Raw genomic sequence first — 14916 nt, 5'->3', positions numbered from 1 at the left:
GGCTCCGATCAGCCGCGCGCGGCGACCCGGGCCTCGATCGCGTCCCAGATCATGCCCGCCGTGTCGGTCCCGTTGAACCGGTCGATCGCGACGATGCCCGTCGGCGAGGTGACGTTGATTTCGGTCAGCCATTGCCCGCCGATAACGTCGATGCCCACGAAAAGGAGCCCGCGCTTCTTCAGTTCCGGCCCCAGCACGGCGCAGATTTCCCTCTCGCGGTCCGTCAGCTCGGTCTTGGCCGCCGATCCGCCGACCGCGAGGTTGGAGCGGATCTCGCCCTCGCCCGGCAGCCGGTTGATCGCACCCGCCACTTCGCCGTCGACCAGCACGATGCGCTTGTCGCCCTTCACGATGTCGGGAAGGAAGGCCTGCACCATGTGCGGTTCGCGATAGGCGGTGTTGAACACCTCGATCAGCGAGGAGAGGTTGGCCCCGTCGCGGCCGATCTTGAAGATCGCCTTGCCGCCATTGCCGTGGAGCGGCTTGACGACGATCTCGCCATGTTCGGCGAGGAAGGCCTTGGCCTCGTCGACCGAACGGGTGACGAGCGTCGGCGGCATGAACTGCGCGAAATCAAGCACCCACACCTTCTCGGGTGCGTTGCGGACCTGCGCGGGATCGTTCACCACCAGTGTGCGATCGGCGATGCGCTCGAGCAGGTGAGTGGCGGTGATATAGCCGAGGTCGAAGGGCGGATCCTGGCGCATCAGCACCACGTCGGCCTCGTCGCCGAGATCGAGCTTCACCGGATCCCCGAAGGCGAAATGGTCGCCGTCAACGCGCTGCACCGTTACCGGATGCGCCTTGGTCCACACGCGGCCGGCGCTGTAGTTCAGATCCTCGGGCGCATAGTGGAACAGCCGGTGCCCGCGCGCCTGGGCGGACAGCATCAGCGCGAAGCTCGAATCGCCGGCGATGTTGATCGAATCGAGCGGGTCCATCTGCACGGCGACGGTAAGCGACATTCTGCCTCCTAGGTGTCTTGCCGGGCTCACTCACCCGATCCAGGCATTCTCGATATGGCGAGGCATGGTGCGCGGGGCAATGAGGATCACGTCGACGCGGATATCGTCCCCCGGTCCTGCATAGCGCGGCATCAGCAGTTCGGCGGCGGCCGCGACGCGGGCGAGGCGGCGCTCGTCGACGGCATAGTCGAGCGCCGCGGCAGACTTGCGCGTCTTCACTTCGACGAAGGCGACGAGGTTGCCGCGCCTTGCCACGATGTCGATCTCGCCCGCGGGGGTGCGCACGCGCTGGTCGAGGATGCGCCATCCGCGCAGCCACAGCCACCAGGCGGCACGGCGCTCGCCGTCGCGGCCACGGGCCTCGGCGGCCTGGCGCTTGGGGCTTTTCATCTGAGCGAACCGCCCGCCACGCAAACCATCGTCATTCCCGCGAAAGCGGGAATCCATTCGCCTGTGCGCCGGGGGAAAGAACCGCGGCACCAGCGCCAATGGCTCCCCACCTTCGCAGGGATGACAGCGGAGAGGGTGCCGCGAGGCGTCACCCCTTCAGTTCCATTGCCCGGGCGTAGAGCGCCTTGCGGTCGAGCCTGAGCTTCTTGGCCACTTCGCCGGCCGCCTTGGAAGCGGGAAGGCGGGTGAGTGCTTCCACCAGCGCCGCCTCGCCATCCTCCAGCGTGGCGGGCGGGGCTTCGCCCGGCGGGCCGACGATGATGACGATCTCGCCCTTGGGCGGTGCCTCGGCGTAGCGGGCTGCCAGGGTGGAGAGCGTGCCGGTCACGCATTCCTCGAACTTCTTGGTGATCTCGCGCGCGACACCCGCCTCCCTGTCGCCCAGCCCCTCGGCCAGTGCCGACAGGCAGGCGGCGAGGCGCGGGCCCGATTCATAGAGGATCAGCGTCGCCTTGATCGCCGCCACCTCTGCGATTGCCTCGGCGCGGGCATGCGCCTTGCTGGGCAGGAAGCCGAGGAAGAAGAAGCGATCCGTCGGCAGCCCGGCCAGGGTGAGCGCGGCGATGGCGGCGCAGGGGCCGGGGATCGTCACCACCATGTGCCCGGCAGCGCGCGCATCGCGGACCAGCTTGTAGCCGGGATCGGAGATCAGCGGGGTGCCCGCATCCGAAACCAGCGCCACCGCTTCGCTTGCCATCCGTGCGATCAGGCCGGGGCGCACGGCATCGGCATTATGGTCGTGATAGGGCTGCATCGGTCGCTTTGCGCCGATGTGCCGCAGCAGCCCGGCCGTCACACGGCTGTCTTCCACTGCAACCACATCGGCTTGCGAGAGTATCTTGCTGGCGCGCGGTGACAGGTCACCGAGATTGCCGATCGGGGTGGCGACGATATAGAGGCCGGGCGCAAGCGTGTTTTCCATCGGGGAGTGTCATGGCAGAGGGTAGCGGCAGATCGCAACTGGGGCGCTTCGCGTCCATCCGTTTGGCCGTTACCGGTCTCGCCCTTCTGGCCAGCGCCTGCGTGGCGCCGCGCGGGGGGCCGCCGCCTGTGCCGACCGCGCCGGTCGAGCGTCCGGTGGAGCGGCCGAGCACCCCGATCACCCAGGGGCTGCCGCAGGACGTGGCGCGCCACCGCGTCGCACTGCTGGTGCCGCTGACCGGCACCAATGCCGGCCTCGGCCGCTCGCTGCAGAACGCCACCCAGCTGGCGATTCTCGACACCAATACCGATGCGATCCGCATCACCAGCTACGATACCGCCGGTCCCGGCGGTGCGATCGCCGCGGCCGAACGCGCGGTGGCGGAAGGCAACAAGCTGATCCTCGGGCCGCTGCTCGGGGAGGATGCACGCGCCGTGGCACCTGTCGCGCGCCGTGCACGCGTGCCGGTGCTCAGCTTCTCGAACGACGCCAGCGCTGCCGGGGGCGGCGTGTACCTGCTCGGCTATTCGCCCACCCAGTCGATCGAGCGGGTGGTGGACTATGCCAAGGGCAACGGCATCACGCAGTTCGCCGGGCTGATTCCGTCGGGCGTCTATGGCCAGCGCAGCTCGACCGCGTTCCTTCGCGCAGTGGAGGGCGCCGGCGGCAAGGTGCTGGCGATGCAGAATTACGATGCGCGGCCGGGCTCGATGAACGCGGCGATCGCCAAGCTTTCGGGCGTGCCCTATCAGGCGATTCTGATCGCAGGCAGCGCAGGTTCGGCCACCGTGGCGGTGCCGGCGCTCCGCCGCACGGGCGCGGGCAAGGCGGCGCGCGTGCTCGGTACCGAGCTGTGGAACACCGATTCGGCGATCGCCAGCCGGCCGGTGCTTAACGGGTCGTGGTTCGCCAGCGTGCCGGACGGCGTGTACCGCCAATATGCGGTGAAGTATCGCACGCGCTTCGGCGCGGCACCCTACCGCCTGTCGGCGCTCGGCTATGACGCGGTGCTGCTGACGGTGCGCATCGCGCGCGACTGGAAGAACGGCACGGACTTCCCCGCATCGATGCTGGTCGATCATGATTTCGGCGGCGTCGACGGCGCCTTCCGCTTCGGTCGCGACGGCATCGCCGCGCGTGCGCTGGAGGTGCAGGAAGTGCGCGACGGGTCGATCGTCACCGTGTCGGCCGCGCCGGCAAGCGCGCAATAAGAAGGGCCCAACGTCCAACACCGTCATCCCGGCTTTCGCCGGGATGACGGTGTTGTGGTTCAGGCGACGATCTCGCGCAGGATGGCTTCGAGCACGGGCATGCCGGCCTCGGTGATCCGCAGCCGACTGCCCTCGCGCACCGCCAGACCCTGTCGCACGATGCGTTCCATCGCCCTGCCGTCGATCGGCGGTGCGCCGTCCGCCAGCGCGGCGATGCGGTCCAGGTCCACGCCCTCGCCGATCCGCAGCCCCATCAGCAGCGCCTCGATCGCGCGGTCCGCGGGCTCGAGCCGGTCCTCGCGCTCCATGCCATGGCCGTTGCGGTCGAGCGCGGCGAGCCAGTTCTCGGGCTTCTTGTGGCGCAGCGTCGCCAGGCCGCCGCGGCGGCCATGCGCGCCGGGGCCGATCCCGGCATAGTCGCGGTAGCGCCAGTAGGTGAGGTTGTGCCGGCTCTCCGCACCCGGGCGGGCATGGTTGGAAATCTCATAGGCGGGCAGCCCCGCCGCGGCGGTGATCGCGCGGGTCATCTCGAACAGGTCGGCGCCCGTATCGGCATCGGGGATCGTCAGCTGGCCCTTGGCTGCCAGCGTGGCGAAGCGCGTGCCGGGCTCGATCGTGAGCTGATAGAGCGAAAGATGCTCGGTGCCGAAGCCGATCGCGCGGCGCAGTTCGGCTTCCCACGCCTCCAGCGACTGGCCGGGGCGGGCGTAGATCAGGTCGAAACTGACACGGGAGAATGCCGCCTGCGCGGTCGCCAGCGCCGCCAGCCCCTCGTCGACGCCGTGCGCGCGGCCGAGAAAGACCAAGGCGTCGTCGTCGAGCGCCTGCAGCCCCAGCGACACCCGGTTGACGCCTGCCCGGGCGATGTCGGCAAAGCGCGCGGCCTCGACCGAGGAGGGGTTCGCCTCCAGCGTGATCTCGATGCCGTCCTCGAACGCCCAGGCCTTTGCCGCCGCGTCCAGGATCGCCGCCACCGTCTCGGGCGGCATCAGCGATGGCGTGCCGCCGCCGAAGAAGATGGAACCTAGCCGCCGCCCCGGCAGCACTGCCGCTTCATGGGCAAGGTCCGCCAGCAGCGCATCACGCCACCGCGCCTGATCCACGCTTTCGCGGACATGGCTGTTGAAGTCGCAATACGGGCATTTGGACACGCAGAACGGCCAATGCACATAGAGTGCGAGCGGGGCGGGATCATCTGTCATGGGCGCGAATTGGAGCGGGTAGCAGGAATCGAACGACTTTCAAAAGAAGCCTTTAATCAATTTCTTACCGCACTGCAGCAAAAATCGGGCCCCACCAGTTAGGCCCCATCCCCTTTTCGTAATTCGGGTTCGAAGCACAAACAGGTCAGGTTGAAACGCGAGGGCGCCTTCTGCGCCCGCATGTGCGGACCGTCATTTCTGGTGCGACTGGCAAACACACCGGCCAGCAAGATTTAGGGCAGGAGCGTCCAGGGAACAAGGACGCGCTTTGCCGTCATCATTTTCGTTTGGCGGGCAACAGCGCCTTGTAGATCTTGGCCGCTACCCCGACGCTGCGCCCGGCGAGGTTGGGTACGCTGAAGCGCATTGCAACACCCAGCACCTGCGCCGCCTGCGAGAGCGTCAGCCCGTACTCCTGCTGGAGCCACTGGATCATGCCCGTGCTGGCGGACTTCAGCGCCTTGTCGAGCGATCCAGCCTGGCCGATCACCATGATCTGGGTCGGGGATTCCACCCGCTGCATCGCCACGCTGCGCCCTTTGATGACATCGACGGTGACTGTCACGTCCATCGACGTCTCCAGAGCATATTGTGCGGTCTCGCCGTCGCCCCGGAGTGCGTGCGCGCGTCGGCGCAATGCTGGGCTGAGGCGGCGGCGCCTCCGACACCGCGCCATATGGAATGAACTGCAATGGCTCGCTGGCGACGTTCGACCCCTTCCGCTGCGCCGAGCGCCAGTTGTGGATGAGGCTCTCCGCTATGCCGAGCCGCCGCGACACCTCGCGCACTGTCACACCCGGCGTGGACGCTTCCGCGACTACGGCCGCCTTCTCCGCATCGCTGTAGATCCGCCGCCGCTCCGTTCGAGTGATGACCTCCATTCGCCCCATCTCCTGACCTCCTTCTGGACTCCAGAAGGAGGCCACGACAGATCGGCACATTGGCGACCCCGGCGCGCACGACAACACGCCGCTCACCGGACGCTTATCCACCGCCGACGTCGAAGGCAAGCCGCTCGCCCTCTTCCTGACGCCTGGCCAGGCGGCAGACTGTCGGGCAGCGGAGGCGTTGCTCGACGTCCTGCCGGCTCGCTGCATCGTCCATGTGGACCGCGCCTATGACACCAACCGCATCAGTGACCTTATCGAGCGGCAGGGGGCTGTTCCCAACAAGGCCAACCGACGCTGGAAGCTGCTTCAGCCGCAGCCTTTACAAGGGATGCAACGCCATCGAGCGCTGTTCTGCCGCCTCAAGGACTGCCGGCGCCTCGCCACGCGCTATGACCACACCGCCGCCATCTTCCTCGGCAGCATACACGTCGCTGCCACCGTCATGTGGTTTTTGTGAGTCTCAGCCCTAGTGAGACAGAGTCTGTAGCCGGTGATGCACTTCGGCCGCTTCATCAATGGTGTCGTAGAACACCAAGCTTCCCCCATAGACGACCGCACCGCGACGGCAATATTGACGAAGCGTACCGGGGTCGTGGGAGATCATGATCAGCGTCGCGTTGTCGCGCCGGTGAAGCAGGGCCTCCTCGCAGCGGATTCGAAATCGCTCATCCCCCGCGCCGGTGATTTCGTCGACCAGATAGCATTCGAAATCGATTGCCAGGGAAATGCCGAACGCCAGGCGTGCTACCATGCCAGCCGAATATGTTCCGACGGGCTGATGCAAATATGGTCCTAGTTGTGCAAAATCTTCTACATAGTCCAGAATTGCTTGCTCCGGCTGCGCGTAAATGCGTGAAATAAAGCGGGCGTTATCCGCGCCGGTGAGGTTGTGATAGAAACAACTGGCGTAGCCGATTGGCCACGAGCAGCTCATCGTCCGCGAGACCTTCCCTGAGGAGGGGTATTCCACGCCGGCGATCATTCGCATCAGCGTCGATTTGCCGGCTCCGTTGGCTCCGCAGATGCCAACGCTTTCGCCTTTTGCGATCTCGAAGTTCAGGTCGTTGAAAACCTGCTTCTCGAATTTGCGAATATGGTAGGCTTTCGAGACATTTTCAAACTTGATCATCCGGCTTCACTTTCACTCCGGTGCGGAGCTTCATCGAGAAACGCACCAGTCTCGCACTTGAAGAGGGCCTTTGTGCCACGCCGCCGGATACCAGCGGGACGAGGCAATTACTATGGGCGCATCATCCTCTGGCCGCCGAGGGGGTAATTTTGTATCAATCATGGCGATGTCCATCCATCAAACAGCGCGCGCAGCCTTGCCGCATAAGCTTCGGGGGAGAACTGCGCCGCTTGCCTGATGCCGGCCGCCTCGAGCCGGCTGCGCAGCAATTCCCCAGTGTCGAGCGCAGTTATCGCGTCGCGGATGCTTTCGACGGAGTAGGGGTCGACCAAAAGGCCTGCATCACCGACAACCTCGCGAAGCGACGCATTGCCCGCCGCTACCACCGCCGTACCCATGACCATCGATTCGAGGGCCGGCAGCCCGAAGCCCTCGTACAGGCTTGGGAACAGCGTCGCCTTGGCATGCTCGATTAGATGCATCAGCTCCTCGCGCGGCAGATAGGGAAAAACGCGGACGCGTGATTCCGGGTGTTCCGCCAATGCGCGCAATCGGGCACGCTCTGCGTCGCACCCCCATCCGCCCGCTGCTACCACGACCAGCGGCGTGTCGCTGCCGCTCGCCTCGAACGCGTCCAGTAGCCGCCCGATATTTTTCTTCGGCTCGATCGCGCCAAAGAACAGAAAGTAGCCGCGCGTGGTGAAACCCTGCGCAGCGACCCAATCTGCGGCGCGCTGCTTTTCGCCCTGCCGCGGTGCCACGTCAAAAGGCTGGTAGGTATTGATTACCCGATGCTCGGCAATCGCGAACTCCGACAGAATGTCGTTTCTCGACGTTTCGGAGACGGTCACGATGTCGAACCCCCGCCGCGCAATAGCCGCGCAGGTGCGCCGATATTCCGCGGCGCCTCGATCAACCATCCAGGGGAATTTGATCGGCACGAGATCATGGACCGTGTAGATGTTCCGCGCGCCGGGGACATAGAGCGGCAGCGGATAGGTCCAGTGCGCCAGCTCGGCACCCGGGATGCGCACGGCAACGAACCGCCCTGTGCGGCGGAAGTATCGCTTGGCTGCTCGGAAGAGGCGGGCCCTGCTCCAAGCAGCGTCGCAGGAGACGGATGCCGTGCCATGCGCGGCATCTGCCGGGGCAGTGCCGTCGACGATCCGTGGATCATAGCCGAGCGGCGCGACGAGGAAGTCGCTTGCGACCTCCGCCCACCGACGGAATTTTCCGGTACCGACCGCGTGGGGTTGGTCGCCGCAAAGCAGGTCTACGCGGTGCCCCAGTCTCCTCGCCGTCGCGATGAAATTGCGCCCATAGGTCGCAATGCCGGTCCCTTTTGGCAACGAGATGTTATAGCCATCGACGATCAACTGCATGACGCCGGATAGGCGGCGACAGGAGGAAGTGCAAAGGCCTACGCGCGTTGGGGCGTTGCCTGCCTCTTTCTCCCGGATCAGTCGAGCAACGCGGCGCGGGCAAGATCCACTCGATTAAGGGCGCTGCGCTGATCCAGGCCCAGCTGAATATAAAACTCGCCTTCGGTCGTCGGCGTAAATGAAATCTCTGCAAAGCGGGTAAAGCCCAGCGCGTTGAGATCGTGGATCAACAGCCGGAACGCGTTGGGCGTGAATGCCCAGACGTGCGTATCACAATAGGCTCCAGCGCTTGATCGCTCCATCGCCGCCAGCGCGTCGGGGACGCCGTGGATGAGCACAGGGTTGCCGATACTGCCGGCGTTCCAGCAGATATTCCCCTCCAAGGCCGACGCGTTGAGGAGCATTTCGGCCAGCGCGCCCGCGGTCGGGCGGCGTACCGCGTGCAGAAATGTGTCGATCACGCGAGCAAGCGCAGCACTGGGCCGGTAATGGTCAAAGCAATAGCGCTTGTCCGGCACGGCTAGCGACAGGATACCGCCTTGCGTCAAAATGGCCTCACATTCTTGGAGGAAGCGAATCAGACAGGGCATGTGCTCGATCACATGCGACGCAACGATCCAGTCGAAGCGGTCCTCACCCACCAGTTCGGCGTAGTTCGCCCCGTTCCACACATAATCCACGTGCGGCACGTTTTGCGGATCAGCGCCTTCTGCCGCGAATTTGGTGCGCAAGGTTTCTTGATCCGCCTGATCAAGATGGCGAACTGAAGGGCCTGTTGCCAAAGGGTTGTACCCGCCGCCAATCTCCAGGCCGAGCCCGTCCTGCCGCAACCCTGCAAGTATCTTTTCAGAACGCATCATATCCCCGCTATACCCTTCAAACTCGCTGCTTGTGGCGGTTTACCGCTGTGGGTGCGCGTCCACCGATGGAGGTTCGAGAAGACGCGCCGCCGTGGCGATCGTTTCCGTAACCGGGTAGCCGTGTTCGATTGCCCAAGCATGATCATGGCAGCCGTGGCCGGTCAGGACCAGCACACCCAGCGCCCCCACCGCGATAGCCGCTTCAACGTCGCTTCGCTTGTCGCCGATCACCACCGATTGCGCCAAATCGATGGCAAGCGTGTCGGCCGCTGCGATCAACATCCCCGGTGCGGGCTTTCTGCAGTCGCACCCGTCCGCCGGACCATGAGGGCACATATAGATGCCTTGAAGGACAATGCCTTGTGCCGCCAGCTGGTCGCGAACCTCTTCGTTCACCCGCCGCGCCTGCGCCTCCGAGAAGAAGCCACGAGCAATCCCCGACTGATTGGTGATCATCACGAGCAACCAGTGGGCCCGCTGCAGTGCGGTCAAGCCGGCCACCACCCCTCGCTCGAGTTCGACGGCGGCGGGGTCAGACAGATAGTTGCGCTCGACAATGAGCGTACCATCTCGATCAAGAAATATCGCTTTCCGCCTTGGCTCCATCGGGCGGGGCGCTTCCGTCGCGCTCACGCGGGAGTCCGCGCGCGCGCACCAGCAGCCATCTCGACGATTCGGGTCGTGCTGCGCCCTTCTAGCAACTCGAACCGCTCGACCCGGCCGCCCGCCGCGAGAACGAGGTCGGCACCGACAATATTTTCTATCGCATAGTCCGCGCCCTTGACGAGCAGGCCGGGCCGCAGCGCCGCAATCAGCTCGAACGGTGTGTCCTCGGCAAAAGGTACTACCGCATCCACGGCCGCGAGCGCCGCGAGCACTTGGCTGCGGTCCTCAAGCGAGTTGATTGGTCGCGAAGCGCCCTTGAGACGGCGGATCGAAGCATCGTCGTTTATCCCCACGATCAGGCGATCGCATCGGCTGCGGGCGAACTGAAGCAGCTGGATGTGGCCGGCGTGGAGGATATCGAAACAACCGTTGGTGAAACCCACGGTGAGGCCGGCAGCACGCCACTCCGCCGCACGCGCCGCTGCCGCCATGCCGTCGAGAACCTTGACCGCGCTGCTCGACCGGTCGGCGATATGGTGCGCAAGCTCGTCCATCAATTCGCTTCGGGTAAGGGTGGCAGTGCCGTGTTTGGAGACAACGATCCCCCCCGCGGTGTTGGCGATCGTTGCCGCCGTGGCTGCATCCGCGCTTGCACCCAGCATCAGCGCGAGAACCGCGACGACAGTGTCCCCGGCGCCGACAACGTCGAACACGTCGCGAGCGGTCGCGGGAATGTGCAGGATCGCACCATCCTGCGTCCGTAGCGACATTCCCTGTTCTGCACGGGTCAGCAACACCCCGTTCACGCCGAACTGCGTGGCAATGGTCGCCAGGGCACTTTCGGCGGACGCGTCATCGCTGGCGCGGATCCCGGTAGCCGCGAGCGCCTCGTGAACGTTCGGCGTTATGAGAGTGGCGCCGCGATAGCGATCCAGGCTGATCGTTTTCGGGTCCGCGATGACGGGCACGCCTGCCTCGATGGCGAGGAGCACAAGCGCGCGGGTCACGGCATCGCTGAGTACGCCCTTGGCATAGTCCGAAAGGACGAGCACATCATGGGCGCGAATATGCTCTGCGGCAGCAGAAATCAGCGCGTCCTGCACCGCTTTGGAACATGGGGTGTTCTCTTCGCGATCGACCCGCAACAGGTGCTGCCCGGCTGCGGTGAATCGCGTTTTTTCCGTTGTCGGGCGCGAGTGATCGCGCACCGCGTGAAGGCGGATGCCGCCTTCTGCATCGATCGCGGTGACCAGTTCCTCAGCAACGGGATCATCGCCGAGGACGCTCACCAGCGTGCAGGTCGCCCCAAGGGTGACGACATTGCGAGCGACGTTGGCGGCGCCACCGGGGACCTTGCGCGACTGCTTGTAGCGCAGAATCGGTACCGGGCTTTCCGGCGAGATCCGCTCCACCGCGCCCTCAACGAAGCAATCGAGCATCACGTCGCCCACGCAGAGAACGCGAACGCTATCGAAGGCTGGCAGATTAACCATTCAACACCTTGTCGAACAAAGGGCGTAGCCCAGTCATAACATGATAGAGTGAGGAAGCTGGAGCGGCCTCGGGAACCGGCACACCCTCTGTGTCCAGCCGGTCATACCACGCACCACCGGGCGAACGGAGAAAGCGTCGAAAGGACGCGATGCAGGCAAGCGTCAGCGCGACCGACTGATCCGGCGCCTCCGTCCCCACAGTTAGGACGGCGCGAAGACGTTCGGTCTGTTGCCACAGGCGGGAACCGAGATCCAGCGGCCGCCCCGCAGCATCCACTGCAGCGATCACCCGCCCGTCTGTCACTCCGTAGCAACTGCCGAAGCGATAGAGGCGAGCGACATGCGTGCTCAGATCCTGACCCAGCAGCCCCCCCGCCTGATCGAGCAGGAACGCCCATTCGAACTGGTGGCCAGGCTCTCGGACCTGGCCCGGGTCGCCAGGATGGAAACGCCAGTCACCGTCGTAAAACTCGCCGACCGCGCCGGTCGTGTGGTCGAGCAGCGAGCCTGTCGCCAGTCGGACGATTTCCTCCGCCGCCGCGCGGAACGGCGCATCTTGATCGTACTCGATCCAAGCGAGCAATGCCTCGAGTAGATGCATGTGCGGGTTTGACCGAAGGGGCAGCCGACGCGGGCTGGCCTCCTCGAAGCCTAGCACGGGATGCGACAGCGTGGTGCGAAGACGATCGAGCAGCGTCTCCGCATCTCGGCGCAATGTATCGGGCCGCCCTCTCGCCTGCCACGCTGCCGCTAGGGCGAGCAGTACGAAGCTCTGATCGTAGAGATCAACCGCGTCGGAGACCACGCCGCCATTGGGATGTACCGCTGCCCTGTAGAGGCCGTCGTCACGTCGGAAATGACCAAACAGCGCGCGTAACCCATGGTCGACCGCGTCGGCCCAGGGCCCAGTCCAGCCCATTCTGCCCGCTTCGGCATAGGCGAATATCTGTCGTGCCTGGACGCGCAGTCGCATCGGACGGCGTGCCGGCTGGCCGCCGGTGTCGAGAGCGTCATGAAACCCGCCCGCTGCAGCGCGGTTGGCGCCGCATTCCCACCAGAATGGCAGGGTGTCGTTGAACAACCAAGACCGCAACGCCGTGATCTCGTTCTCAAGAACACGTCGCTGCTGTACCAAATCCATCTTGGCCAATTCTTCAAAGTGCGGAATGTGCCGCTCGCCGTCCGTCTGCATGAGGCTTCCTACGCTCGAGACGCGCTTTGGAAAGGCCTGGGCGCCTGAAGGCGTGTGAAGGGCGGCGCTAAGCGGTCGAAGTGCGGATTATAATAGGGGTCCGTCGCATAGGTCGGCCAGCGCGCCTTCAGCATCTGTGTCGCGGCGAACGCCCGGCGTTGCTTGTGCGCGTCGTCATTGTACCCGCGTGACTTGGACTCGAAATGATAGAGGCAGGCCTGCCCCTCATACAGAACCTTCAGCCCCAGGGAGCGAACGTGCAGGCAATAGTCGGTGTCGTTGCCTTCTACTGGAAAGGCGGTCGCATCGAAGCCGCCAATCCGGCGGAAAACATCGGCGCGTGTGGCGAGACATGCTCCCGTCACCATCGAAACCTCCCGGGCGACGAGGTTGCGATCGAGATAGCCCCCCGCGTTTCCCGCTAAGCCGGTGCCTTCATGGCTGGCAAAACTGTGCCATTCATCCATTACAACGCCCGCGTGCTGTACCGTGCCATCCGCGTAGAGAAGACGTGCGCCCACCGCGCCCACTTCGGGGCGTAGCGCCTGGGCGCTGAGCGCATCCCAGCAGTCGGGGGACAGGATTACGGTGTCGTTGTTGAGGAAGACGAAGATGTCCGCATCAGACTGGGCGGCCGCCACATTGTTCATCGCCGCCCAATTGAAGCTACCATCATATCTCACGACGCGCCCCACCGCGGACGATGCCACTTTTCGGAGGAACCGGTCCGTTTCTGGTTCCTGGCTCTGATTGTCGACGACGATCAGTTCCAGGTCTACTTGGTTGTGCGAGATCGAGGCCTCGATGCTGCCTAGACATGGCATGAAAAGGTCTAGCCTGTCGCGGGTCGGAACGATCATGGCAACTTTCGTCTTGGGAAGTGGCCATCGCACGCGCAGCACCTGTGTGGGTGCCTCCATCACGTCGCGCATCGGCTCCACCGTTGCGGCGGGATGGAACTCCGATAGGAGCGCTTCAACCGCCTTCAGACGATCGGCAACCTCGGCCTCCTTGCGATGCTCGATATGATAGAGGATGCGGGGAACATGACGCGGCGCCGCACCCGAGTGTGCGGCGCGTAAGATGAATTCGTATAGCGCTGCCGTGCCAAAGCCATCTCGCAGCGGCACATCGAGCAACTGGTTCCGCTGGATCGCCAATACTGGACCGCAGATCTCCTGCTGCAAGGCACGGGTCACGTCGAATGCAGCGCGGAATTGAGGCGCAACATGACGCGGTCGAACCGACCACGGTTCCCCCTCCAGCTGGTCCGAGTCCGAAAAGGCAATCGCCGCGCCTGCGGACAGCGTGGATGCGAACATCTCGATTGCGTCAGGAGCAAGTGCACAGCCGGCGGGCAACCACAAGATGTAGGGCTGATCCGACTTTGCCACGAGCGCGTTGGCAATAGGAGCCAGTGTCGATCCGCTGATGCTTTGTGCGGAAACAAGCGTTCGGCGCCCGTTCCTGGTTCGATAGGAGTCGACGAGAGCGAGCATCTCCAGCGCCGTGTCGCCGTCGCGGTACAGCAACATCAGTTCCGCGGGCTGGGCTGTCTGCCGGTCCAGCGTTGCGAGTGTGCGTGCGAGTGTGGCCGGCGACGCCTCAGTCGCGTCGACAAGCGCACACATTGGCGCGTGGGAGGCGCCCGCCACGGCGTGCTCCTGTAAAGGCGCGTAATACGCTTCGAAATACGCGTCATAGCTGTCAAGCGAAAAGCCAAGCGCTGCCTGGAAGTCGGGCAGTTTGCCCTCGATACGATCGATCATCTGCCGCAACGCGCGAAGTTGGTCGCGAATTTCACCGATCGCGTCGACCGGCGGCGCCCTGAAGTCGCGCGTTTCAAAACGACCTATCACGAAACCGCTGCTCGCCTCCCGAACCTCTGCCAAGCGATCGGTGCCGGCGAGTGCGCCTGCCGGGATGGAAATGGTGAAGCCGGTCGCCCCCGCATGGCTCCACTGGTCACCTATGGGATGTTCTTGCCCGGTGCCCGTCTGGCCTGCCGCGATGAAACGCCCCCCAAGCCATATCTCAACGATCAGCGATCGATCAGGCATATGGCGGTCCGCGGCCCAGCCACGCACGCTCGAATCTGACCAGGCATCGACTGCGCCGATGATGCTGGCCGGCGCCTTTTGCAATGCGCGAAGGCCGGCAAGAAAGGCGCGCAACGAGAGGCCGCGCCATTCCCGCGCAATGTGCTTGCGAAAACGCCAGTCGCTGAACAGTACCTCGAACAGGTTGGGCCAGTCGCTTGCGCGGCGAACGGCTTCGCGGGTCGGATGCGGAACGGGGAAGAAGTCCGCAGCCCAGCGGAGAAGTGCCGCATCGGGCGGAATGGCATGATCACCAGCGTCGAGCGGAAGCCTGCGCGCGACCCGACTGCGCAACGCCTTAAAATCACGGCTGCGAAACAGGCCCGGCACGCAAACAGACATCGGCTGGTTCAACGCCGTTGCCAATTCCTCCGTCGACGGCAGGCGGCCGAGCGCTAGGCGGAACAGGAAGCGGACGTCCTCGGCAGTAGGAGTGTCGTCGCGAATATAACCTGTCATGAAGTCACGATTCTCCGTCCGTCGCCACATCCGCAGCGTCGAAGCTGGCGGACGAG

Annotated in this window: 14 protein-coding genes and 1 pseudogene; 2 read left to right on the top strand and 13 right to left on the bottom strand. The window is 64.6% G+C overall.

Annotated features, from left to right (window positions below; all coding sequences use genetic code 11):
• Positions 1–8: 8 nt before the first annotated feature.
• The 3 genes from gshB to rsmI form a co-directional block, all read right to left on the bottom strand.
• Entirely contained in the window at positions 9–965 is a 957-nt protein-coding gene (gshB, locus tag V7E00_RS14270) for a glutathione synthase (RefSeq protein ID WP_333573293.1), read from the bottom strand.
• Positions 966–995: 30 nt separating this feature from the next.
• Positions 996–1355, bottom strand: coding sequence for a YraN family protein (locus tag V7E00_RS14265; protein WP_333573292.1), 360 nt, complete (start codon positions 1353–1355; stop codon positions 996–998).
• 148 nt (positions 1356–1503) lie between these two features.
• Positions 1504–2337 carry a 16S rRNA (cytidine(1402)-2'-O)-methyltransferase gene (rsmI, locus tag V7E00_RS14260; protein ID WP_333573291.1) on the bottom strand — a complete coding sequence of 278 codons (834 nt, stop codon included), beginning with the start codon at positions 2335–2337 and terminating at the stop codon, positions 1504–1506.
• 11 nt (positions 2338–2348) lie between these two features.
• Between rsmI and V7E00_RS14255 the strand changes: the two genes are divergently transcribed.
• Complete coding sequence (locus V7E00_RS14255; RefSeq protein WP_333573290.1) at positions 2349–3548, top strand: penicillin-binding protein activator; 1200 nt, start codon at positions 2349–2351, stop codon at positions 3546–3548.
• Positions 3549–3607: 59 nt separating this feature from the next.
• On the opposite strand, the gene hemW is transcribed toward V7E00_RS14255, so the two are convergent.
• The 3 genes and pseudogenes from hemW to V7E00_RS14240 all read right to left on the bottom strand — a co-directional run.
• Positions 3608–4750: a radical SAM family heme chaperone HemW gene (gene hemW / locus V7E00_RS14250; protein WP_333573289.1), complete on the bottom strand. Its 1143-nt coding sequence runs from the start codon at positions 4748–4750 to the stop codon at positions 3608–3610.
• Positions 4751–5027: 277 nt separating this feature from the next.
• The gene (locus V7E00_RS14245) at positions 5028–5321 is read right to left on the bottom strand and encodes a hypothetical protein (protein WP_333573900.1); all 294 of its coding nucleotides are present in this window, start codon (positions 5319–5321) and stop codon (positions 5028–5030) included.
• Between the two features lie 145 nt (positions 5322–5466).
• Positions 5467–5631 (bottom strand): annotated as a pseudogene (locus V7E00_RS14240) (transposase); the annotation flags it as partial.
• A 187-nt stretch (positions 5632–5818) separates the two neighbouring features.
• On the opposite strand from V7E00_RS14240, the gene V7E00_RS14235 reads away from it, so the two are divergent.
• Positions 5819–6097: a transposase gene (locus V7E00_RS14235; RefSeq protein ID WP_333573288.1), complete on the top strand. Its 279-nt coding sequence runs from the start codon at positions 5819–5821 to the stop codon at positions 6095–6097.
• Positions 6098–6106: 9 nt separating this feature from the next.
• On the opposite strand, the gene V7E00_RS14230 is transcribed toward V7E00_RS14235, so the two are convergent.
• The 7 genes from V7E00_RS14230 to V7E00_RS14200 form a co-directional block, all read right to left on the bottom strand.
• The gene (locus tag V7E00_RS14230; RefSeq protein ID WP_333573287.1) at positions 6107–6769 is read right to left on the bottom strand and encodes an ABC transporter ATP-binding protein; all 663 of its coding nucleotides are present in this window, start codon (positions 6767–6769) and stop codon (positions 6107–6109) included.
• Between the two features lie 158 nt (positions 6770–6927).
• The gene (locus tag V7E00_RS14225; protein ID WP_333573286.1) at positions 6928–8151 is read right to left on the bottom strand and encodes a glycosyltransferase family 4 protein; all 1224 of its coding nucleotides are present in this window, start codon (positions 8149–8151) and stop codon (positions 6928–6930) included.
• A 77-nt stretch (positions 8152–8228) separates the two neighbouring features.
• On the bottom strand, positions 8229–9011 hold the full coding sequence (locus V7E00_RS14220; RefSeq protein WP_333573285.1) for a methyltransferase domain-containing protein: 783 nt from the start codon (positions 9009–9011) through the stop codon (positions 8229–8231).
• A 39-nt stretch (positions 9012–9050) separates the two neighbouring features.
• The gene (locus V7E00_RS14215; protein ID WP_333573284.1) at positions 9051–9644 is read right to left on the bottom strand and encodes a D-glycero-alpha-D-manno-heptose-1,7-bisphosphate 7-phosphatase; all 594 of its coding nucleotides are present in this window, start codon (positions 9642–9644) and stop codon (positions 9051–9053) included.
• Positions 9641–11110: a D-glycero-beta-D-manno-heptose-7-phosphate kinase gene (gene rfaE1 / locus V7E00_RS14210; protein WP_333573283.1), complete on the bottom strand. Its 1470-nt coding sequence runs from the start codon at positions 11108–11110 to the stop codon at positions 9641–9643. Before rfaE1 ends, V7E00_RS14215 begins: the two co-directional genes overlap by 4 nt.
• Entirely contained in the window at positions 11103–12302 is a 1200-nt protein-coding gene (locus tag V7E00_RS14205; protein ID WP_333573282.1) for an AGE family epimerase/isomerase, read from the bottom strand. The genes rfaE1 and V7E00_RS14205 overlap by 8 nt, the downstream gene beginning before the upstream one ends.
• Positions 12303–12310: 8 nt before the next feature.
• Positions 12311–14860 carry a glycosyltransferase gene (locus V7E00_RS14200; RefSeq protein ID WP_333573281.1) on the bottom strand — a complete coding sequence of 850 codons (2550 nt, stop codon included), beginning with the start codon at positions 14858–14860 and terminating at the stop codon, positions 12311–12313.
• Positions 14861–14916: the final 56 nt, after the last annotated feature.

The sequence above is a fragment of the Sphingomonas sp. genome (assembly GCF_036731925.1).
Classification (GTDB): domain Bacteria; phylum Pseudomonadota; class Alphaproteobacteria; order Sphingomonadales; family Sphingomonadaceae; genus Sphingomonas.
The sequence above is the reverse complement of the archived record's forward strand: the minus strand, read 5'-3'. Positions and strand labels throughout refer to the sequence as shown.